The 20388-nt window shown below is 72.2% G+C and carries 19 protein-coding genes; 6 read left to right on the top strand and 13 right to left on the bottom strand.

What is annotated here, in order from left to right; all coding sequences use genetic code 11:
• Position 1: 1 nt before the first annotated feature.
• The 3 genes from ACIRF9_RS16515 to ACIRF9_RS16505 form a co-directional block, all read right to left on the bottom strand.
• Entirely contained in the window at positions 2-271 is a 270-nt protein-coding gene (locus ACIRF9_RS16515) for a hypothetical protein (protein ID WP_403821726.1), read from the bottom strand.
• Between the two features lie 5 nt (positions 272-276).
• Positions 277-2664 (bottom strand): sensor histidine kinase, encoded by a 2388-nt coding sequence (locus ACIRF9_RS16510; RefSeq protein ID WP_403821723.1) that lies wholly within the window; start codon positions 2662-2664, stop codon positions 277-279.
• Between the two features lie 377 nt (positions 2665-3041).
• The gene (locus ACIRF9_RS16505) at positions 3042-4106 is read right to left on the bottom strand and encodes a GlxA family transcriptional regulator (protein ID WP_403821720.1); all 1065 of its coding nucleotides are present in this window, start codon (positions 4104-4106) and stop codon (positions 3042-3044) included.
• Between the two features lie 71 nt (positions 4107-4177).
• Here ACIRF9_RS16505 and ACIRF9_RS16500 point away from each other — a divergent pair, with 71 nt between their 5' ends.
• Positions 4178-5494 carry an MFS transporter gene (locus ACIRF9_RS16500; RefSeq protein WP_403821717.1) on the top strand — a complete coding sequence of 439 codons (1317 nt, stop codon included), beginning with the start codon at positions 4178-4180 and terminating at the stop codon, positions 5492-5494.
• 91 nt (positions 5495-5585) lie between these two features.
• Here ACIRF9_RS16500 and ACIRF9_RS16495 read toward each other — a convergent pair whose 3' ends face one another.
• The 7 genes from ACIRF9_RS16495 to ACIRF9_RS16465 all read right to left on the bottom strand — a co-directional run bounded on the left by ACIRF9_RS16495 (position 5586) and on the right by ACIRF9_RS16465 (position 14685).
• On the bottom strand, positions 5586-6170 hold the full coding sequence (locus tag ACIRF9_RS16495) for a flavin reductase family protein (RefSeq protein ID WP_403822433.1): 585 nt from the start codon (positions 6168-6170) through the stop codon (positions 5586-5588).
• 101 nt (positions 6171-6271) lie between these two features.
• Entirely contained in the window at positions 6272-7063 is a 792-nt protein-coding gene (locus ACIRF9_RS16490; RefSeq protein WP_403821714.1) for an enoyl-CoA hydratase/isomerase family protein, read from the bottom strand.
• The gene (locus ACIRF9_RS16485; RefSeq protein ID WP_403821711.1) at positions 7032-7517 is read right to left on the bottom strand and encodes an ankyrin repeat domain-containing protein; all 486 of its coding nucleotides are present in this window, start codon (positions 7515-7517) and stop codon (positions 7032-7034) included. The genes ACIRF9_RS16490 and ACIRF9_RS16485 overlap by 32 nt, the downstream gene beginning before the upstream one ends.
• A gap of 39 nt (positions 7518-7556) precedes the next feature.
• Positions 7557-9782: an acetate--CoA ligase family protein gene (locus ACIRF9_RS16480; protein ID WP_403821708.1), complete on the bottom strand. Its 2226-nt coding sequence runs from the start codon at positions 9780-9782 to the stop codon at positions 7557-7559.
• A gap of 166 nt (positions 9783-9948) precedes the next feature.
• Positions 9949-11466 carry a flavin monoamine oxidase family protein gene (locus tag ACIRF9_RS16475; protein WP_403821705.1) on the bottom strand — a complete coding sequence of 506 codons (1518 nt, stop codon included), beginning with the start codon at positions 11464-11466 and terminating at the stop codon, positions 9949-9951.
• A gap of 178 nt (positions 11467-11644) precedes the next feature.
• Positions 11645-12844, bottom strand: a complete 1200-nt coding sequence (locus tag ACIRF9_RS16470; RefSeq protein ID WP_403821702.1) for a flavin-containing monooxygenase — start codon at positions 12842-12844, stop codon at positions 11645-11647.
• Positions 12845-13095: 251 nt separating this feature from the next.
• On the bottom strand, positions 13096-14685 hold the full coding sequence (locus ACIRF9_RS16465; RefSeq protein ID WP_403822430.1) for a subtype B tannase: 1590 nt from the start codon (positions 14683-14685) through the stop codon (positions 13096-13098).
• A 215-nt stretch (positions 14686-14900) separates the two neighbouring features.
• On the opposite strand from ACIRF9_RS16465, the gene ACIRF9_RS16460 reads away from it, so the two are divergent.
• Together ACIRF9_RS16460 and ACIRF9_RS16455 are read left to right on the top strand one after the other, a co-directional pair.
• Positions 14901-15350 carry a DoxX family protein gene (locus ACIRF9_RS16460; protein ID WP_403821700.1) on the top strand — a complete coding sequence of 150 codons (450 nt, stop codon included), beginning with the start codon at positions 14901-14903 and terminating at the stop codon, positions 15348-15350.
• Positions 15347-15745, top strand: coding sequence for a Zn-ribbon domain-containing OB-fold protein (locus ACIRF9_RS16455; RefSeq protein ID WP_403821697.1), 399 nt, complete (start codon positions 15347-15349; stop codon positions 15743-15745). Before ACIRF9_RS16460 ends, ACIRF9_RS16455 begins: the two co-directional genes overlap by 4 nt.
• 6 nt (positions 15746-15751) lie before the next feature.
• Here the strand turns inward: ACIRF9_RS16455 and ACIRF9_RS16450 are convergent, their stop codons facing one another.
• A complete protein-coding gene (locus ACIRF9_RS16450) occupies positions 15752-16399 on the bottom strand; it encodes a class I SAM-dependent methyltransferase (RefSeq protein WP_403821695.1) in 648 nt (215 codons plus the stop codon).
• A gap of 209 nt (positions 16400-16608) precedes the next feature.
• Between ACIRF9_RS16450 and ACIRF9_RS16445 the strand changes: the two genes are divergently transcribed.
• The 3 genes from ACIRF9_RS16445 (at position 16609) to ACIRF9_RS16435 (ending at position 19191) form a co-directional block, all read left to right on the top strand.
• Entirely contained in the window at positions 16609-17634 is a 1026-nt protein-coding gene (locus ACIRF9_RS16445; protein WP_403821692.1) for a chitinase, read from the top strand.
• A 75-nt stretch (positions 17635-17709) separates the two neighbouring features.
• A complete protein-coding gene (locus ACIRF9_RS16440) occupies positions 17710-18279 on the top strand; it encodes a GNAT family N-acetyltransferase (protein WP_403821689.1) in 570 nt (189 codons plus the stop codon).
• A gap of 42 nt (positions 18280-18321) precedes the next feature.
• Positions 18322-19191, top strand: a complete 870-nt coding sequence (locus ACIRF9_RS16435; RefSeq protein ID WP_403821687.1) for a GNAT family N-acetyltransferase — start codon at positions 18322-18324, stop codon at positions 19189-19191.
• A 2-nt stretch (positions 19192-19193) separates the two neighbouring features.
• Here the strand turns inward: ACIRF9_RS16435 and ACIRF9_RS16430 are convergent, their stop codons facing one another.
• Entirely contained in the window at positions 19194-19490 is a 297-nt protein-coding gene (locus ACIRF9_RS16430; RefSeq protein WP_403821684.1) for a hypothetical protein, read from the bottom strand.
• Between the two features lie 25 nt (positions 19491-19515).
• Positions 19516-20328, bottom strand: coding sequence for a TNT domain-containing protein (locus ACIRF9_RS16425; protein ID WP_403821681.1), 813 nt, complete (start codon positions 20326-20328; stop codon positions 19516-19518).
• Positions 20329-20388: the final 60 nt, after the last annotated feature.

The raw sequence follows: 20388 nt of genomic DNA, 5'->3' as shown, positions 1-20388 counted from the left end.
GTCAGCTCCGGTCCGGCCGGAGGCGATCCGCCACGACGAGACTCAGCAGCGCCTCCACCACGGAGAAGACGGCGCAGAGCAGGCTCCAGTAGGCGACGGAGGAATCGCCGACCTCGGAGAGCGCGGGGAGCCGGAGCAGCGCGGTGCTCACGGCGAACGCGACGATCCCCCCGGTGACCACGACCCACATCGGCGGTTCGTTGAAGACGGAGACCAGGGCGCCCGCGAGGGACACGAGGACGCAGAGCGCTATGAACAGGGTGAGATTCATACGCATCAGTGTTCCGGCGGACGCACGCCCTCCCATCCGCTCGGGGAACGAACCCCGTCTGCACCTCTGGGTAGAGGCGACGGGGCGGAGGCGAGGGGCAGGGACACCCGTACGGTGCCCGCCGGTTCCAGCGCGAGCCGGCCCTCGTCCGCGGTCACCTGCGCCTTCAGGCGTTCGGCGACCGGGCCGACGACGGCGAGGCGGACGCCGGAGATCGTCAGATGCAGGGTGTCGCGGCGCCGGTGCAGGCGGATCCGGGCGCGGTCCCGGTCGCCGGCGCCGAGGGCGGTCTCGACGATGCCGTACACGGACCGGGTGACGGCCGGGCCCATGCCCGCCGCGGTCTTCGGCAGCCCCCTGAGGACGACCTGCCGGCCCGCCGACCGCAGCGACTCGCAGAGTGCCTCCAGGTCGGTGGCCGTCGGCGGTGGTGCGACGCCCGGCTCCGCCGGCTCGTCCAGGCTGTGCAGCAGTTCGCGCATGGCGGCCAGAGCGGCGCGGGCCTCGGCCGCGACGTCGTCCAGCCGCCCCGCACGGGCGAGTTCCACGAGGTGCGCCGTATGGCGCAGGACGGCGTCGCTCAGCCGCGTGGCCAGCAGGTGCCGTTCGGCCCCGGCGGACTGGACGGCCTGCCAGGCCGAGCCGGCGAGCGCGAAGTCGTCCCGCGCGAGCACGCGCAGCCGGTGCCTGCGGACCATCAGGCCGACGCCCCAGAGAAGGACGAACCCCGCGCACGACAGGATGCTCAACGGCACGACCAGCACCGCGACCATGACCCAGAAAGGTCCCCCGCCCGTCAGTTCTCCGTCGGCGGCCGCCGTGGCGACGAGCGCGCACGTGCTCACCGTCCCCGCCGCGAGCACCCAGGGCCAGGTGCGGGCGGCGCTGTGGCCGTAGGCGCCCAGCGCGTACACGGCGAGGCATTCGGCGATCAGGCCCACGGCGAAGTAGGGGGACAGTCTCGGCGAGACCGGTGCCAGTGCAATGGCCGCCGGCCAGAGCGAGGAGCTTGCCAGGACGCCGGCGAGGGCGGCCCGGGGCGCCCGCCGCCGCCACACCAGGGGCAGCGCGTGCAGGGCGAACAGGGCGGACACGAGGACGAGTCCGGGAATCGCGGCATGCCGGGTCTGCCGGCTCCAGTCCTCGGCCCCGATCAGGAGGAAGAAGACGGGCAGGACCGCCGCGGTGAACGCGAGGGCGGGGTCGACCAGCAACTGCTCCTGCAGGACGTCCCGCCGCCATCCCTCCGGTGCCCGAGGGGTGAGGGTGTCGGGCAGCGCCGCCTCGACCCGCCAGCCGCCGTCGGCCGTCGCACCGGTGCTGAGCTCGCCGCCGACGGCGGCCGCGCGCTGCCGCATCCCCGCGATGCCATGACCCGACCCCAGGCCGCCGGCCGCGTGCGGTGCCCGCGTCCCCGACGGGCCGTTGGTCACCGTCAGCAGCAGCCGCCCCTCGTCGCGCACGACAGCGACCCGCACGGCCGCCCCGGGGGCGTACCGGATCGCGTTGGTGAGCGCCTCGCGCACGATCCCGTGGACGGCTTCTCCCACCGGGCCGGTCAGGTCCGGCGGAAGCTCCGTGGCGATCGGACGGCCCAACCGGCCGAATCCCGCGACCAGTTCCTGGATGCGCCCGGTCATCGACTCGGCCTCGCGCGGTTCCGGCTCCCGCATGAGCCCCACCAGCCGCCGCAGCGACGCCTGTGTCTCGAGGCCGGTCCGCTCCGCGAACTCCAGGGCCTCGGCCGCCGGCTCCGGCCGCGTGCCGCCGAGCCTGCCCGCCGCGTCCACGGTGACCACGACCGACGTCAGGTGGTGCGCGCTCACGTCGTGCAACTCACGGGCGAGGCGGTGCCGTTCGTTCTCCCCGGCGCGCCGTCTGCTCTCCTCGGCGCCCGCCAGCCGACGGGCCGCGGTCAGACGCCTCGCGCGCCACTGGCGCCGCGCCTCGCCCAGACCCGCGCAGAGCACGTACACCAAGGCCGCGACCGCCCACTCCGCGAGAGGTGCGGTGCGCAAGCCCGCCATGGCGAAGGCCAGGAGCCATTCGGCGCCGATGACGGCGGCGACGGCCCGCAGGGTCACGGGAAGGGGGCACCGGACCGCGACCGAGTACAGGGACACCAGGGAGCCCAGCGCGAAGTAGCCGTCCTCCCAGGCGACCAGCCCCACGGCCAGGGCACCGACCGACCCCGCCAGGGAGCGCACGGGCGTCCGCCGTCGCCACCCCAGGGCCGCGGTCTCCACCGCGAGGGCGCATCCGACGGCCACGGTCGCGACCGCTCCGGGCAGGTCACCGTCCCGCCAAGGGCCGTAGGCCCACAACCAGGCGAGCTGGGCAGCCGCCAGCAGCGCCGGGAGCGACCAGTCGCGGATCGTCTCTGTCTCAGGCATGGCTCTGTTCCCGCTCCCCATCCCCGTGAGGGACCCGGGGCAGCAGCATCTTGGCATGTCCACCGGACAGCACGTCAGTTGACGGCGTCGCCGCCCGCCGGGCCGGGATACCCAAGGGCGCCCTCGGCCCCGCCCGTCGGGGTGGCGGCCCCGTGGCCGCCCTCGCCCCGCCCACCGGGCCGGAAAGCCCATGGTGCGCGCTCGGCTCCGACTCCGTCATGTACGCGGCCGCGGGCGCGGGTTACGCGGCCACCGGGTCCCTCGCCGGTGCTCTGCTCCAGGTGGTGGCGCCGTCCACGGCCGTCCTGGCCGGGGTCGGGCTGACCCTGGCGCTCACGGGGGTGGGCTGGTGGGGCGAGGTGCGGCGCACGGCCCGTTCAGCTCAGGGCGCCGACATCGCCGTAGCTCTCGAAGACGCCACCGCCACCGCCACCGCCACCGCCGGTGCCGGTGCCGGTGCCGGTGCGGAAGGTTCGGCGATAGGCGGTCGGGGTGACTCCGAGGGCCGCCTGTAGGTGCTGCCGCATCGACTGGGCGGTGCCGAATCCGGCGTCCCTCGCGACCTGGTCGACGGACAGACCGGTGGACTCCAGCAGGTGCCGGGCCCGTTCGACGCGCTGCTGGGTGAGCCACTGGCCCGGGCTGACGCCGGTCTCCTCGCGGAAGCGGCGGGTGAACGTCCGTACGGACATGGCCTCCTGCGCGGCCATGTCCCGCAGCTGGATCGGCTCGTGCAGGCGGCCGAGCGCCCACGCGCGCGCGGTGGTCGTGCCGGTCTGCTGCGGATCGGGCACGGGCCGCTCGATGTACTGCGCCTGACCGCCGTCGCGGTGCGGCGGTACGACCGTACGGCGGGCGACCTCGTTGGCGACGGCGGTGCCGTGGTCGCGGCGGACCATGTGCAGGCACAGGTCGAGGCCGGCGGCGACGCCGGCGGAGGTGAGGACGTCGCCGTCGTCGATGAAGAGGACGTCCGGGTCGACGTCGATCTTCGGGAAGAGCCGCTGCAAGTGGTCGGCGTCGGCCCAGTGGGTGGTCGCGGGGCGGCCGTCGAGCAGGCCGGCGGCGGCGAGGACGTAGACGCCGGTGCAGATGGAGGCGAGACGGGTGCCGGGGCGGATGTGCGCGAGCGCGGCGGCGAGCTCGTCGGTGAGCACGCCCTCCTCGAAGACCGGGCCGAGTTCGTACGACGCCGGGACGATGACGGTGTCGGCGGTGGCGAGGGCCTCCGGGCCGTGCTCGACCATGATCGCGAAGTCGGCGTCCGTCCGTACCGGCCCGGGCGGCCGGATGGAGCAGGTCACGACCTCGTACAGATGCCGTCGCTCGGCGTCCTTGGGGCGGCCGAAGATGCGGTGCGGGATGCCCAGCTCGAAGGGGAGCAGGCCGTCGAGGGCGAGGACGACGACGCGGTGCGGGCGGAAGTCGCGGCCTTGGCTCATGGCCCGATCCTATCGAATGCTGGCCACCGGGCCAGTGGTCGCGAAGAGTCGGACATCGCACCCTTACTGACGTGACCCAGACAAGCGAGGCTCCCGCAGCCATAGAGGACCAGAAGCCCCCTTCCCGACTCCGTGCGCCCCGCGTCCACCGCGCGTGGTTCGTCGCCGCCGTCACCTTCGTCACGATCATCGGCGCGGCCGCGTTCCGCTCCCTCCCCGGCCTGCTCATCGACCCGCTGAACGAGGACTTCGGCTGGTCGCGCGGCACGATCGGCGCGGCGGTGTCGGTCAACCTGGCCCTGTACGGGCTCACCGCGCCCTTCGCGGCGGCCCTGATGGACCGCTTCGGCATCCGCCGGGTGGTGGCCGTCGCCCTGACGGTGATCTCGCTCGGCTCGGGACTGACGGTGTGGATGACGGCGGCCTGGCAGCTCCTGCTGTGCTGGGGCCTGCTGGTCGGTCTGGGCTCCGGCTCGATGGCGCTGGCCTTCGCGGCGACGGTCACCAACCGCTGGTTCACCGAGCGCCGTGGCCTGGTCAGCGGCATCCTCACCGCGGCCTCCGCCTCCGGCCAGCTGATCTTCCTGCCGCTGCTGTCCTGGATGGTCACCCGCTACGACTGGCGCCCGGCCGCGGTGACGGTCGCGCTCGCCGCCCTCGCCGTGGTCCCCTTCGTGTGGCTGCTGCTGCGGGACCACCCGGCCGACGTGGGGCTCAAGCCGTACGGCGCACGGGAGTTCGTGGAGAAGCCGCCACCCGCGAGGGGGGCCGCGCGCAGGGCGGTCACCGTCCTGTTCTCGGCGATGCGCACGGGGCCGTTCTGGCTGCTCGCCGGCACCTTCGCGATCTGCGGTGCCTCCACGAACGGCCTGGTCCAGACGCACTTCGTGCCGGCGGCCCACGACCACGGCATGCCGATCACGGCGGCGGCCTCGCTGCTGGCGGTCATAGGCGTGTTCGACGTGGTCGGCACGATCGCCTCCGGCTGGTTCACCGACCGCTTCTCGGCGCGCCGGCTGCTGGCGGTCTACTACGCGCTCCGGGGCGTCTCGCTCCTCTTCCTCCCGATGCTGCTGGCTCCCGCCGTCCACCCCCCGATGATCTTCTTCATCGTCTTCTACGGCCTCGACTGGGTCGCCACCGTCCCGCCCACCCTCGCCCTGTGCCGCGAGCACTACGGCGACGACAGCGCGATCGTCTTCGGCTGGGTCCTGGCCTCCCACCAGGTCGGCGCGGCCCTCGTCGCCTTCCTCGGCGGCGTCGCCCGGGACACCTTCGGCTCGTACGACGTGGTCTGGTACGCGTCGGGGGCGCTGTGCGCGGCGGCGGCGCTGATGGCGCTGGTGATCCGGCGCAGGCCGGTGAGCGCGGTGGCGGTGGCGGCCTGAGACACCCGGGTGGCGGGAGCCGCGGCCTCACCGTGACCGCCGTCTCCCGTGATCGCGGCCTCACCGTGACCGCCGTCTCCCGGTGGAGCGGTCAGAGGAACCGGCCCCGGTGGAACAGCAGGGGCGGTTCGTCTCCGTCCGTCGCTCCCAGGGCGTTCACCCGGCCCACGACGACGAGGTGGTCGCCGCCCGTGTGGACCGCGTGGATCGTGCAGTCGATCCAGGCGAGTGTGCCGGCGAGGCGGGGGGAGGCGGAGACGGGGGACGGGGTGTGGTCGACGCCCGCGAACTTGTCGGTGCCGCTCTGTGCGAAGGCGCGGCACAGGGCGGCCTGGCGTGCGCTCAGGACGTTGACGCAGAAGACGCCCGCGCGGGCGATGCGGGGCCAGGTGGTGGAGGCGCGGCCGACCATGAAGGCGACCAGGGGCGGGTCGAGGGAGAGGGAGGAGAAGGACTGGCAGGCGAAGCCGGCGGGGGAGTCGTCGGGGCTGGTGCCGGGTGCCGTGACAACGGTCACGCCGGACGCGAAGTTCCCCAGTACCCGCCGGAACTCGCCCTGGTCCACCGGCGCCCGTTCGTCCTCGCGGACGCAGCGCAGTTCGGGGCGGGGCAGTGGCTCGACCGGTCCTGCCCTCAGGTAACGGACGGCGGCGGCCGCCATCCCCGCGTGTCCCATCATGTCCTCATTGAAGCTGACGGAGTGTCAGATAGGAAGGGGTGGGAGTTCCCGGACGCTGCCGGACGGCCTTGCCGCACGCGCGCGTACGCGTCTGACCGTCACCGGCCCCTGAACTCGGCCGCCCGTCGCTCCGCGAAGCTCGTCACTCCCTCCCTCGCGTCCGCCGTCGTCATGTTGATCTCCTGAGCGGCGGCCTCGGCGGCGAAGGCCGTGCTCCGGTCGGTGTCGAGGGACGCGTTGACGAGCTGCTTGGTGAGGGCCAGGGCGCGGGTGGGACCGGCGGCGAGGCGGGTCGACCACTCGCGGGCCGTCTTGTCCAGGTCGGTGTCCGGGACCACCCGGTTGACCAGGCCCAGGCGTTCGGCGTCCGGCGCGGTGAGCGCGTCCCCGAAGAACATCAGCTCCTTGGCCCGCTGGGGGCCGATCAGCCGGGGGAGGAGATAGGCGCCGCCGCCGTCGGGGACCAGACCGCGGCGGACGAACACCTCGATGAAGCGGGCGGATTCGGCGGCCAGGACCAGGTCGCAGGCGAAGGCGAGGTGCGCGCCGAGGCCGGCCGCCGTGCCGTTCACCGCCGCGATCACCGGCTTCTCGCAGTCCAGGACGGCCGCCATCAGACGCTGGGCGCCGAGGCGGAGGGTGCGGGCCACGTCACCGGCGACGCGTTCGCCGGTCGGCGCCCCGCCCCGCAGATCCGCGCCCGCGCAGAAGCCCCGGCCGGTGCCGGTGAGGACGACCGCCCTGACGTCCGGGTCGGCCGACGCCTCGGCGAAGAGGTCGATCAGGTGGTCGCGCTCGTCGGGGGTGAGGGCGTTGAGGGTCTCGGGACGGTCGAGGGTGAGGTGGGTGACGTGGCGGTCAGTCGTCTTCCTGGTCCAGGGCACGGTCATGCTCCGTTCTGACAGGGTCCAGCCAGTGGCGAGCGGGTGTTCCCTTCATCTCGGCGTCGGGGTTGGCCCCGCGCCGCAGCAGCAGGTCGACGACCTCCGGGTGCGGACCCGTGTCGCCCGAAGCCGCCAGGACCGAGGGCAGGAGCCCGAACCGGTTCTGCGAGTCGGGGTGCACGCCGGCGTCGAGCAGTAGATCAACGACGGCCAGGTGGCCGTAGACCGCCGCCAGGGTCAGCGGCGTCCAGTCGTCGTACTCGCCGATGAGCTGGTCCGGGTCGGCTCCCGCCTCGATGAGGGCGCGGAGCGCGCCGACGTGGTTCTGCCGCACCGCCGCGTAGAGCGCCTTGGCCGTCGGCTGCCGGGCCCTCCACTCCTCGATCGGCTCGTCGCGCCAACCCTTGCCGATGCGTGGGCTTCTGCGGGCTCCCGGGCCCGTCCCGTTCGTCGCGTCCATGGCGTGATCTTCGCCGGTACGGCGATTCCCGCGCACCCCTCACCGGCACACCGCCAACGCGTCCAGCGCCACCGCCCCCTGCCCCCACGGCAGTACCACCAGGGGGTTGATGTCGAGTTCGGCCAGGTCGGCGCCGAGTTCCAGGGACATGCGCTGGACCCGTAGGACCACCTCGACGAGGGCGTCGATGTCGGCCGGGGGGCGGCCCCGGACGCCGTCCAACAGGGGCCGTCCGCGGAGTTCGGCGAGCATGTCGCGGGCCTGGTCCTCGCCGAAGGGCGGGACGCGTACGGCGGCGTCGCGCAGGACCTCCACCAGGACCCCGCCGAGTCCGACCGTGACCGTCGGGCCGAAGAGGTCGTCGTGGGTCATCCCGACCACCATCTCCACGCCCCGCTCGACCATCTGGCACACCAGGACGCCGTCCAGCGAGACGCCCTCGTAGCGGGCGATGTCGGTCAGTTCGCGGTAGGCGTCGCGGACCTGGCTCGCCGAGGTCAGGCCGATCTTCACCAGGCCCAGCTCGGTCTTGTGGGCGATCTGCGCGCCGGACGCCTTCATGACGACCGGGTAGCCGACCAGGCCCGCCGCCCGGACGGCCGCCGCCGCGCTCGTCACCAGCTGCTCGCGCGGGACCCGGATGCCGTACGCCCGCAGCAGCTGCTTCGCCGCGTGCTCGCTCAGCTGCTGGCCGGGGCGCATCAGCATCTGCGCCTTGCGGAAGGACGGGGACGGGGTGCGCGGCGCCTGGTCGAAGGGCGAGCGGTAGTCGCTCACGAAGCGGTGGTGGTCGAGATGGGCGCGCACCGCCGTGATGCAGTTGCCGAGGGTGCGGAAGGTCGCCACCCGGGAGGAGCCCAGCAGCACCTCGCGATAGGCCGGTTCCGTGCCCACCGGCGAGCCCCACACCACGCACACCAGCTTGTCCGTCTGCTCCGCCGCGTCCACCAGGTCCCGCACTAGACGGTCGCTCAGCGGCGGGAAGGGACCCGTGATCGGGCAGATCAGCACGCCCACCTCGGGGTCGTCGAGGATCGCGTCGACGATCTTCCGGCCGCGCCAGTCGCCCACCGGATGGCCGCCGTTGTCGACCGGGTTGGCCACGCTCAGGTACTCGGGGATCCACTGGTGCAGCTCGGCCTGCTTGGCGGCCGACAGGGCGGGCAGGCGCAGGCCCGCCGTCGTCGCCAGGTCGGCCGCGTGGGCGCCGGTGCCGCCCGAGATCGAGTAGATGACGACCCCGTCGGCCCGCGGGGGGCGGGCGCGGGCCAGCAGGGACGCCGTGTCCTGGAGCTCGTCCAGGCCGTCGACGCGGATCACGCCGTACTGCCGCATCGCGGCGTCCACCACCTCGTCCGCGCCGGTCAGCTTGCCGGTGTGGGAGGCTGCGGTGCGGGCGCCGGTCTCGGTGCGGCCCACCTTCACGGCGACCACCGGGACCCCGCGCCGGGCCGCCCGGTCGGCGGCCAGGAGGAAGGCGCGGCCGTCCTTCAGGCCCTCCAGGTAACAGGCGATGGCGCCGACCTCGGGGCGCTCGGCGAAGTAGGACAGGAAGTCGGCGGTCTCCAGGTCGGCCTCGTTGCCGGTCGGCGCCCAGTGGGAGAGCCGGATGCCCAGCTCCTGGAGGGCGAAGACCGGGCGGCCCTGGTGACCGGACTGGGTGATCAGCGCGATCGACGGGCCGGTGAGATCCTCGCGGAACCGCTCGAAGGCGTTGAGGTTGGTGTTGGGGCCGAGCAGACGTAGGCCCGAGCGTTCCACGGCCGCCGCGAGTCGGGCCTGTGCCGCGGCGCCCTCCTCGCCCGTCTCCGCGAAACCGGAGGCGAAGACGACCGCGAACCTCACCTTCGCCTCGGCCAGCTGCTCGATGACGGGCAGCGGATCGGCGACCAGGAGCACGGCCAGGTCGACCTGCTCCGGCAGGTCGGCGACCGACGCGGCGCAGGGGATGCCGAAGACGGACTCGCGGGTGGGGTGCACGGGGTGCAGCCGTGCCCCCACCCGCTCGGCCCAGTCCACCAGTTGCCGGGTGACACCGGTGTTCGGGCGTCCCTCGGCGTCCGAGGCGCCGACGACCGCCACCGACTCGGGCCGGAAGAACCGGTCCAGATCGGGGACGGCCGAATACAACGGCCGGCCGCTGACGTCCAGGTCGTCGACGTCGGCCGGCCGGCCGTGGACGGCGGGTCCGGGCTGCTCGCCGCAGGCGATGACCCGGGCCCGGCGGGAGTCGGTGGTGAGGGTGCCGTGGGTTGATCCAAGCATCGGTCCGCCCGCTCCTGTGTGACTGCCAAGTAACTGACGCACAGTCAGATTACATACCTGACGGGATGTCAGGAATGGGCGTGCAGAGAGAAAGGAGCGGACCTTTCGGCGGCCCGGCACCGAACGGCGGCCACGGCCGGTACCGCTCCCACGGCGCTCACGGCGGCTACAGCGCGGCCAGTACCTCCTTCGCCACCCGCTCGCCCGAGCGGACGGCACCGTCCATGAAGCCCATCCAGTAGGTCGAGGTCTCGGTCCCGGCCCAGTGGATGCCGCCCACGGGCTTGCGCAGGGCCGGGCCGTACTGGGTCAGGACACCGGGCGCGGCGATGGAGACGGGGCCGCCGCGCGTGTAGGCCTCGTTGTTCCAGCGTTGCAGGACGAAGGAGGTGGGGGAGGCCGCTTTCTCGCCGAAGTACGTCACGTAGTCCTTCAGGACGGCCGCCCTGACCTCCGCCTCGCTCGCCGCGTCGTAGGCCCGGGCCTCGTCGGCCTCGATGAAGCCCATCAGCGCGCCGTACGAGGCGTCGGGCGGGGAGTTGTCGAAGGTGGAGCTGACCACACCGGTGTCGCTGACCACCTGGCCGTTGAGGCCGTCGGCGCGCCAGAAGGGGGTGTCGTAGATCGCGATCGCCTTGGCGACCGAGGCCATCGGCAGGCGCTGGGTGAGCTGGTCGCGGCCGGCCGGGAGCAGCGGGTCGTACACGATGCGCGAGGCCAGCGGTGGGGGCGCGGCGACGACGACCTTCTTGGCGGTGACGGTGATGCCGTCGGCCGTGACGACGTACTTGCTGCCGGACTGGGTGATCGTGCGCACCGGGGCGCTCAGCACGACCCGGTCGCCGAGGGTGGTGGCGAGCTTGATCGGCACCTGCTGGGAGCCGCCGACGAAGCGCAGTTCCTGGGCGCCGTTCGCGGTCTCGGTGAGGCGCTCCAGGGTGCCGACGGTGGACTCGTTGCCGGCGGCGGCGATGTAGAAGAGGACGAACAGCAGGGAGAGCTCACGGGGTTCGGCCGAGAAGATCGAGGTGCAGGCCACGTCCAGGAGGAACTTGGCCGACGGGATGACGGCGTTGGCGCGCAGATACGTCTCGAAGGTCTGCCGGTCCCATTCCTCCGCCTTCGCGGCGGTCCAGGGCGCGTCGACCGGGATCGTCTTGGCCATGTCGTCCAGCGCGGCCTGCACGATCGCGGCGTTGGCGAGTCCGGCGGCGTCGACCGGCGGGACCGAGCCGAGGAGGCCGTCGGTGGCGTACGGGGTCTTCTTGCCGTCCTTGTAGAGGAGGTTCTTGCCGGTGTTGTAGGTGGCGAAGGTCGCCACGCCGAGGGAGTCGGCGAGGGCCTTGATGCGGTCCTGGGTGGGGCCGATGAACTCGCCGCCGCCCTCGGTCACCCCGCCATTGGCGAGGGGCAGGTTGAGGACCCGGCCGCCGACGCGGTTGCGGGCCTCCAGGACGGCGACCGTCCTGCCCGCCGCCACCAGGTCGCGGGCCGCGGTGAGACCGGCGAGGCCGGCGCCGACGATCGCGACGTCCACCTCCCGGGTGGCCGCGGCGGACGCCGGGCCGGCGGCGGTCGCGGTGAGGGCGGTCGCGCCGGCGGCCACGGCGGCCGTGCGGCCGAGCAGGGAACGGCGGGAGAGGCCGTCGCCGGAGCGGCGGGGGAGGTGTCTTTCACTTGCCACGTGCGTCCTCCGTAGAGAGGGGGCGGAGCCGGAAAGGTGAACAGGGCTCACATTCTGGCTCCGCGCGAGGGCGCGCGACAACGCTCTCGCCACATCTGGCACATGTGTAACTGGCAGCGGAATGAAGGAAGTTACCGGGAGTAGCCGAAGCAGTCGGCAGTGACCGCGGCGGTCGCGATCAACGGAGCCGGCGGCGTACGGCCTTCGCGATGTGTTCCGCGTCGATCGACAGTTCGCGGAGGGTGCCGCTGATCGGGGTGGTGAACCCGGTGAAGTAGAGGCCGGGGGCGTTCTTCGGGCTGCGCGGGCCGTGGGCGAGGGGGCGGCCGCGTTCGTCGAGGACGTCGAGGTGGCCGACCAGGCCCTCCAGGGCGCGGACATAGCCGGTGGCGGCGACCACGGCCTCCGGGGAGATCCGGGTGCCGTCGGCGAGGACGACCTTGCCGCCGTCCTCGAAGCCCTCGACGGCGGCCACGACCTCCACCCGGCCCTTGCGGACCGCGTCGATCAGCCCGACGTCCTGCACCGGGATCGCCCCCTCCTTCACCCGGGTGTAGAGACCGGTGGTGGGGCGCGGCAGCCCGTGCGCCGACAGGTCCGGCACGCTGAGCCTCGCCATCGGGCGCGCCAGCCGGTCGACGAGCCCGACGGGCAGCCGTCGTACGAGGATCGCGGTGTACTGGGCGGCCCAGCCGGCGGTGGAGCGGCGGACGATGTGCGGGGCCGTGCGCACGGACAGCCGGACCCGGGACGCACCGCTCTCCACCAGGTCGACGGCGATCTCGGCGCCGGTGTTGCCGACGCCGACGACGAGGACGTCACGGCCGGCGTACGGCTTGCCGCTGCGGTAGCGGGAGGCGTGCGCGAGGTCGCCCGTGAACGTGTCGCGGCCGGGCCAGTCCGGCAGGTGCGGGGTGTGGTTGTAGCCGGTGGCGACGACGACGGCAGAGCCGGTCATCTCGCGGCCGCCGGTGGCGTGCAGCAGCCAGCCGGTGCCGTCGGGGGTGCGCTCGATCCGGGAGACCTCGACTCCGGTGACGATCTCCAGTTCGTGGACCTCGGCGTACTTCTCCAGGTACCGCACCACGTTGTCGCGGGCCACCCAGCGGCCGAAGCGGCGGGGGATCTTCAGTCCCGGCAGGGCGGAGAGGCGGCGGGTGGTGTGCAGATGCAGCCGGTCGTAGTGGCGCCGCCAGGACGCACCGACCCCGTCGGCCTTCTCCACGACGACGGCACGTATCCCCTGGGCGCGCAGGGCGTACGCGGTGGCGAGTCCGCCGGGGCCGCCGCCGATGACGTAGACGGGGCGGTCGGCGGGGTTCGCGGTGGTGATCGCCGAGGTCGCGGGGGTGGGGGCGGTCGGTGCGGAGTCTTCCATGGGCGCGAGCGTAATCACGCAGGCGATTGATGGGTCTCGGTCAAGACCGGAATTGGTTGCGGATCGATCACGCTTGGGGGAGTTGTGGGTAGGACCGGTGACGTAGACCACTCCGATGGTGAAAAAGGTGCGACGCCTGGTCCAGGTGCGCTTGGGCCAGGCGTCGCGGGCGGACGGCGTCTGTAGCTATGACGGGAAACGGACGCCGCCGCGATCAGGGGTCCCCCGGCGCGTCCGGCCGGGGGGACGTGTCACTTCCTATTGTTCTTGTAGCCGGTCACCTTCGCGATCCACTTGATGAAGTCGCCCGGGTCGGTGTTGGCGCCGTGGCCCTCGTCCCAGTAGTAGAGGTGGTTCACGTCGTCGCCGAGGGTGTGCGCGGCGGCGGCGATGTTGGCGGAGACCGTGTGCGCGGTGTCGGAGTCGTTGGTCCCCAGGCGGATCCACCAGTGCTTGGTGCGGGCCCGGTTGGGCTTCTCGGCGAGGAAGTACATCGGGTTCATCAGCCGCAGGACCTCGGGGAGGTCGCTGTCGAGGCGCTTGGAGGTGACCCCGGTGGTGTCGTTCTTCAGGCTGTACGCCGTGAAGTGGCGGGTCTCGGTGGTGCCCTTGCCGAAGAGGTTGTTCTCGCCCGCCGACAGGTCGAAGGCGTCGAAGGCCGGGGCGGTCTTCTTACGGGCGCCGACGTGGGTGAGGAAGTCGGACCAGGAGAAGGTCGCCTTGCCGTTCTTCCAGGTGATGAAGGTGTTCGAGGCGAGGTAGGTCTCGCGGTCGGAGTCCGAGAGATCGGTCAGGTACTTGGTGGCCGAAGGCTGCAGGTACTGCTCGACCAGGTACTCGTCGTAGTTGCGGGCGGTCAGCCTGGTGCCGTCGAGACCCTTGAGCTTCAGACCGGCCTGGTACTCGGCGAACTGCGACTGCAACTCCTTCGACACGCTCTGGTCGACCTTCGAGCCGGAGCTGGTGGCGTTGGAGCCCCAGTTCCACTCGTAGGCGCCGTCCGCGTGGTCGAGGTCGGTGATCGGGCACCAGGCGCCGGTCGCGAAGATCGCGTCGGAGGCGTCGGCCGCGCCGAGTTCCTCGAGGAGCTTGTCGTAGAGGGGGCTGTCGCCGGACGCGCCGAGCAGGGCGGACAGGGCGCCGCCGGCGCTGGTGCCGGCGGAGACGATCCGGTCGGTGTTGCCGGGGATGCGGCCCTTGTTGGACCTGATGTACCGCACGGCCGCCTTGAGGTCGACGATCGCCGCGGGGGCGACTCCGTAGTACTCGCCGTCGGAGTTCTTGAGCGTACGGCCGCGGGCGCCGGGCTCGATGACGACGTAACCGGCGGCCAGGGCCAGGAGCTGGTTGGAGGAGGTGGCACCGCCGTTGGCGTTGGTGTTCTCGTTGGCGTTGGGGGCGGCCGAGGCGCCGGCGTCGGCAGCGCCGGAGGGTGCGGCCCCGCCGGGCATACCGCCGCCGGACCCGCCGGCGCCGACACCGGTGGCATCCGCCACCGAGGCCGGCATGTACCCGCCGATGGAGTTCGCGAGCAGGATCGGCGCGTCGCTCGCGTCGACCGCCGTACCGTCGATCTCGACCGGGGCGCTGACGACGAGGGACTGGTAGGTGGCGTCCACCGGGTTGGCGACGTAGGTGATCGCCTTCCAGAAGTGGTACTTCACGGTGTGCTCGTCGCCGTCGGTGTCCGTGACGGTCGTCGTCAGTTCGGTGTAGGCGTCGGGGTCGAAGGCCAGGGAGTCCGAGGACGGGGAGGACGAGGACGACGCCGAGTCCGACGCGTTCGCGGTCAGGGCGATGCCGCCCACCGCGGCCACGCCGGCGGTGGCACCGATGCCCATGACGACCGACCTGCGCTTGATTGCCCTGTGCTTCACGCTTCGACTCCCTCGAGTTCTGTGCTTGCGGATGTGAACGTACCGAGAGTGCGGACAAGATTGCCAACAATCCGGGGCTATTCATGGAGGACCCACAGCTTCATGGGAGGCGTACAGGTTTCTCTCATCGGAAATACACGGGGTTCCCGGATCCCGGGATCTGACGTACCGTCAGATCTATGGATGCGATCTGGCTCGACGGTGCCCAGTGGCTGGCGGTGCTGCGGATCGGGCTCGGGCTGTGGTGGCTGGAGAGCTGGCGGCACAAGGAGAAGAAGAGCTGGTTCGAGGGCTCCGGCATCGCCTGGGCGGCGGACGTGGCGGCCAAGCACCGCTGGAACGCCGTACGCTCCGGCTTCGACGTCGTCGTGAAACCGCGGCCGCGCGTGATGGCGTACGTCGTCGTCTACGCGGAACTGGCCCTGGGCCTGGGGCTGATCGCGGGCTTCCTGACCCCGGTCGCGCTGGCCGGAGGTCTGCTCCTCAACCTGATCTACCTGGTCCTCATGATCCACGACTGGGCCGAGCAGGGACAGAACGGCATGATGGCGCTGATCTCGGTGGTCGGGCTGGGCGGGATGGCGTGGCAGACCTGGTCGGTGGACAGCGCGCTGGGGCTGTTCCTGTGAGCGCGCGGTACGACCTCCCCGAGGTCGACACCTTCACCCGCACCTACTGGGACGCCGCCGCCGAGGGCCGGCTGCTCGTCCGGCGCTGCGGGGCTTGTGGGCGAGCCCACCACTACCCGCGCGAGTTCTGCCCAAACTGCTGGAGCGAGGACGTGACCTGGGAGGACGCGAGCGGCCGGGCGACCCTGTACACCTGGTCCGTCGTGCACAGGAACGACCTGCCGCCCTTCGGCTCGCGGACCCCGTACGTCGCCGCGGTCGTCGACCTCGCGGAGGGGCCGCGGATGTCGACGGAAGTGGTGGACGTGGAGGCGGGGGCGCTCGACCGGTTGTCGGCCGGGATGGCGCTCCAGGTGGACTTCCGGGAAGGCGTGCCGGTGTTCCGGAGGGCGTGAGGGGGCTCAGGCTCTGCGGGCGAGCAACTGCACCTCGCGGAACTGCCGGAGGTCGGTGGGCTCGGGCTCGCGGACCAGGCGGGCCACCTCGACCAGCCCCGACGCGCGGAGGATCCCGGAGAAGTGGTCCGGCGACCACCGGTAGGCCGTCGCCACCTTGTGGTCGTAGGGCTGGGCGGGGAGGGAAGGATCCTCGCCGGCCGGGAAGCCGACCAGCAGATGGCCGCCGGGTGCCAGGATCCGGTGGAACTCCGCCACGACGGCGGGGAGTTCGTGCGGCGGGGTGTGGATGACGGAGGCGCGGGCGAGTACGCCGGCCAGCTCGCCGTCGGCGAGGTCCAGTGCGCCCATCGAGCCCACCTCGAACCGCAGGGCCGGATACGCCTCGTGGGCCAGCGCGATCATCGCGGGGGAGGCGTCGACACCGAAGGCCTTCAGCCCCAACTCGCTGAGATGCGCGGTGATATGACCGGGCCCGCACCCCAGATCGGCGACCGGCCCGCCGCCGCCCGCCCGGACGAGCTCGGCGAACGCGCCCAGCATCCCGCGCTCCAGCGGTCTGCCGCGCAGGGTGTCGCGGAACTGCTCCGCGTAGGCGGGGGCGATGGCGTCGTAGGCCTCGCGGGTGGCTCGCAGGGAATCGGAGTCGACCATGCGCGTGACGGTAGCCCGAAGGCGAAGAGTCCGTGAGCCCGAAGGCGAAGAGTCCGTGGCCGTCTCGCTCGGTCAGGTAACTGTAAAGAACCTTGACAGTTAAATGGTCTAGTCCAAACATGGTCGCTGTTCTCCCCGCCAGCCCTTCCACCCTGGGAGCGTCAGTGAGACGACCTGGTTCCTTTCGTGCGCTGTTGTCCTGTCTGAGCGTGACCGCGCTGTCCGCCGGGCTCGTCGGGCTCGGGGGAGGGAGCGCGCTCGCCGCACCGCACGCGCTCCCCGCCTCCGGCTTCGCGAAGCCCCTGCCGGCTCATGTGGCGGCGCCGTACTTCGAGGCATGGACCGGCGAGAGCCCGGCCGCGCTCGCCGCCGCCTCGGGCAACAAGTACCTCACGCTGGCCTTCCTGCAGACGGCCACGGCCGGCTCGTGCGACACGTACTGGAACGGCGAGACCGACCAGCCGATCTCCCGGAAGACCTTCGGCGAGGACATCGCCACGATCCAGGCCCGCGGCGGCAACGTCATCCCGTCCTTCGGCGGCTGGACCGCGGACACCACCGGCACCGAACTGGCAGACAGCTGCACCAGCGTCGACGCGATCGCCGACGTGTACAAGAGCCTCGTCACCACCTACGGCATCACCCGCATCGACCTCGACGTCGAGGGCGACTCCATCGACAACGCGGCCGGCATCGACCGCCGCAACAAGGCCATCGCCAAGGTGCAGCGCTGGGCCGAACGCACCGGCCGCAGCGTGCAGTTCTCCTACACCCTGCCGACCTCCACGAAGGGGCTCGAGGCCAACGGCCTGGCCGTGCTGCAGAACGCCCGCGACAACGGCGCGCGCGTGGACGTCGTGAACCTCATGACGTTCGACTATTACGACGGCGCCACCCACGACATGGCCGCCGACACCGAGACGGCCGCCGAGGGGCTGTACGGCCAACTGGCCGCGCTCTACCCGAAGAAGAGCCCCAAGAAGCTGTGGAACATGATCGGCGTCATCGAGATGCCCGGCATCGACGACTACGGCCCCGAGGAGACCTTCACCACGCAGAACGCCGTCACGGTGGAGAAGTGGGCCGAGGCCAAGGGGGTCAACACGCTCTCCTTCTGGGCGCTCCAGCGCGACAACGGCGGCTGCGTGGGCACCGGGGGCTCCGACTCCTGCTCCGGCGTCGCCCAGGACACCTGGTACTTCAGCCACGTGTTCGAGCGGTTCGCACGACACTGACGGTCTTTCCCGGTCCGTGCTCCGAGGGGGCGGAGTGCGGACCGGACCGGAGGCGTTCAGGTGTTCAATGGCCGGATGACCGATGTTCTCGACGGCTACGGCCTCGCCCTGCGGCCCTGGGACCCCGCCTCCGCCACCGATGTGGACGCCTGGCTGCGCGGGCACCTCGATCCCGAGTTCCGGCGCTGGAACACACCGATCAGGACGATCACCGACACCGCCACCGCCCGGGCCTCGATCCAGGCCAAGGCCGCGGACGTGGACGCCGGGCGCGCCATGACGTTCTGTGTCACCGACGCCGACGACGGGACGGTCCTCGGACAGGTCTCCGTCAACGCGATCGACCGGATCCTGAGCAACGGCATCGTCGGCTACTGGGTGCTGCCCGAGGCGCGCGGCCGGCAGGTCGCCACCCGCTGTCTGCTGCTCGCCGCCCGCTGGGCGTTCGACGAGGTCGGACTGCACCGCCTCGAACTGGGCCACGCCCTCGGCCACGAGGTCTCCTGCCGGGTCGCCGAGCGATGCGGGTTCCTCTACGAGGGGACCCTGCGCGGCGCGATGTGGGAGGCGGAGCGCCGGGACGCCTTCCGGGACGTCCACCGCCACGGCCGCCTGGCGACCGACCCGGAGCCGAAGGCGCCGTAAATCGAGGGCGGTGCAGGCGGCGGCTGCGCGACCATGCGGGGCATGCATCCAGACGACTGGCACCTCACCCACGACCTCGACGCGTTCCTCGACCGCGCCGGAGACTTCCTCGCCTCCCGGCCGGCGATGCACACCGTGCTGCTCACGGTGACGGAGAACCTCCGGAGCAGGGGGGTGCACACCTACGGTGAGGAGGCCCCCGTCTTCGGCACGCTGGAGCCCGACGGTGCGGACGGCGAGGTCGCCGCGGTGTTCCTCCGTACGCCGCCGTACTGGATCTCTCTCACCCCCCTCACCGAGGTACAGGCCGACGCCCTCGCCGCCCGGCTGGCGTCCGCCGGACACCGTCTCCCCGGTGTCTCCGCCGAGCGCGGCACGGCCGACGCCTTCGTGGCCGCCTGGAAGCGTCGCACCGGCGCCGAGGCCGGCCTCTGGAAGGCGCAACGCCTCTATCGCCTGGAGGAGTTGACGGTCCCCGAGCCCGTGCCCGACGGCGCCCCGCGGATCGCCGGCGCCACCGACCGCGCCCACCTCATGAAGTGGTGCGAGGAGTTCGCCGAGAGCATCGGCGAGCGCAACCTCCAGGACAGCGGCGCCCTCGCCGACGCCCGCATCGCCCGCGGCGGGGCCACCTTCTGGGAGACCCCCGACGGCACCCCCGTCTCCCTGGCCGCCGTCACCCCGGAGGTGGCCGGCCAGGTGCGGGTCACCACCGTCTACACCCCGGCGGAGCTGCGCGGCCGGGGCTACGCCGGAGCGGTGACCGCCGAGGTCAGCCGCGCCGTCCTCGCCTCCGGCACCCGCGAGATCCTCCTCTTCACCGACCTGGCGAACCCGACCAGCAACGGCCTCTACCAACGCATCGGCTACCGGCCGGTGGCCGACTTCGCGGTGTACGAGTTCGAGGACTGACCTCATGGGGGCAGCAGCCGCTCCCTCTCCTCAGGGGTGAGCGGTACGGACGGCGGCCCCGGATCGGTCAGCCTGGCGTAGAGACCGCGGCATGCCCGGTCCTCGTCGGGGAACCGCTCCAGGACGGTGCGTACGCCGCGCTGCCGTACGCCCACGACCCAGTCACCCGCGTCCTTCTCCAGATAGAGGCGGTCCTCCGGCCGGGGTGTGCCAGGTGGAGCGGGGCAGTCGGCGATCTCGTACAGCCCTGCGGGGACGCCGGCCGCGCGCAGCGCCTCGCACAGTTCCTGCCGATCCATGCCCCGGCCCCTCCTCCGTCTCATGTCAGTTGGCGCGCTCCAGATTGCCGCTGGTGAGCAGGGAGCTGACGGTGGCGCCGGTCTTCACATGCGTGCAGTACGTCGCCTTCGGCGCCACCGAGGTGACGTACTGCACCCCCTGGCCCGGCTGCTCGAAGGCGGGTGCGGTCGGGCCGGCGCAGACCAGCGTCGGCTTCTTCACCCGGTACAGGTGGTAGTTGTACGGGAAGCGCGGGTCCTGGGTGTCGAGGCCGGACGGCGGAATGGACCGCTCCGCGTACTTGGCGCCGGCCGGCGCGAGGAACTTGCCGAACTCGTTGCCGAAGCGGTCGAGCAGCTGGCCGACCGGGAGCACCACCTCGGTCGCGATGGGCACGCCCTGGGTGTTGTGGGCGAAGCCGTCGTCCGGGATCGACGAGTACTTCCAGTCGCCCTGCCCGTGATCCGCGATCGGGTCCCACCACTTGTTGAGGAACTCCACGGGCGTCAGCGTGCCGAACCGGTTGTAGCCCTCGAGAGTGCGACCGATGAGGCCGGACTCGGGCAACTGGGCCGGGCCGAAGCGCCAGTCGTTGCAGTAGTACGGCGTGTGCGCGTACGGGTAGGGCGACGGCACCAGCCCCAGGCAGGACGCCTGTCTGCCCTCCGGCGCCGGGGCTCCGTACTCCTGCCGTGGTTTGTCCTTGCCGTCCGCCCGTCCGATGGGCAGCGGCGCCGTCCTGGGCTCCTGCGCCACCGACCGGTCGGCGGCCGTGGCGGGCGAGGGTGCGCCGAGCAGCACGGAGCCCGCGAGCCCGGCCGTCGCGACCAGGGCCGCACTCCAACGACGGAATGTCACTGATACCTCCGCACGATTCGTCCGAAGGCTGGGAAAGCCAACGGAAAGTCATGAATCATC

This window comes from Streptomyces sp. NPDC096132 (assembly GCF_044763345.1).
GTDB lineage: Bacteria > Actinomycetota > Actinomycetes > Streptomycetales > Streptomycetaceae > Streptomyces.
This window is presented reverse-complemented; position numbering and strand designations above follow the sequence as displayed.

Bases quoted from the DNA above. Each gene is read 5' to 3' on its own strand.
- ACIRF9_RS16515 (WP_403821726.1), bottom strand. From the start codon at position 271: ATGAATCTCACCCTGTTCATAGCGCTCTGCGTCCTCGTGTCCCTCGCG.
- ACIRF9_RS16510 (WP_403821723.1), bottom strand. From the start codon at position 2,664: ATGCCTGAGACAGAGACGATCCGCGACTGGTCGCTCCCGGCGCTGCTG.
- ACIRF9_RS16505 (WP_403821720.1), bottom strand. From the start codon at position 4,106: ATGAGCCAAGGCCGCGACTTCCGCCCGCACCGCGTCGTCGTCCTCGCC.
- ACIRF9_RS16495 (WP_403822433.1), bottom strand. From the start codon at position 6,170: ATGGGACACGCGGGGATGGCGGCCGCCGCCGTCCGTTACCTGAGGGCA.
- ACIRF9_RS16490 (WP_403821714.1), bottom strand. From the start codon at position 7,063: ATGACCGTGCCCTGGACCAGGAAGACGACTGACCGCCACGTCACCCAC.
- ACIRF9_RS16485 (WP_403821711.1), bottom strand. From the start codon at position 7,517: ATGGACGCGACGAACGGGACGGGCCCGGGAGCCCGCAGAAGCCCACGC.
- ACIRF9_RS16480 (WP_403821708.1), bottom strand. From the start codon at position 9,782: ATGCTTGGATCAACCCACGGCACCCTCACCACCGACTCCCGCCGGGCC.
- ACIRF9_RS16470 (WP_403821702.1), bottom strand. From the start codon at position 12,844: ATGGAAGACTCCGCACCGACCGCCCCCACCCCCGCGACCTCGGCGATC.
- ACIRF9_RS16465 (WP_403822430.1), bottom strand. From the start codon at position 14,685: ATGGGCATCGGTGCCACCGCCGGCGTGGCCGCGGTGGGCGGCATCGCC.
- ACIRF9_RS16460 (WP_403821700.1), top strand. From the start codon at position 14,901: ATGGATGCGATCTGGCTCGACGGTGCCCAGTGGCTGGCGGTGCTGCGG.
- ACIRF9_RS16450 (WP_403821695.1), bottom strand. From the start codon at position 16,399: ATGGTCGACTCCGATTCCCTGCGAGCCACCCGCGAGGCCTACGACGCC.
- ACIRF9_RS16440 (WP_403821689.1), top strand. From the start codon at position 17,710: ATGACCGATGTTCTCGACGGCTACGGCCTCGCCCTGCGGCCCTGGGAC.
- ACIRF9_RS16435 (WP_403821687.1), top strand. From the start codon at position 18,322: ATGCATCCAGACGACTGGCACCTCACCCACGACCTCGACGCGTTCCTC.
- ACIRF9_RS16430 (WP_403821684.1), bottom strand. From the start codon at position 19,490: ATGGATCGGCAGGAACTGTGCGAGGCGCTGCGCGCGGCCGGCGTCCCC.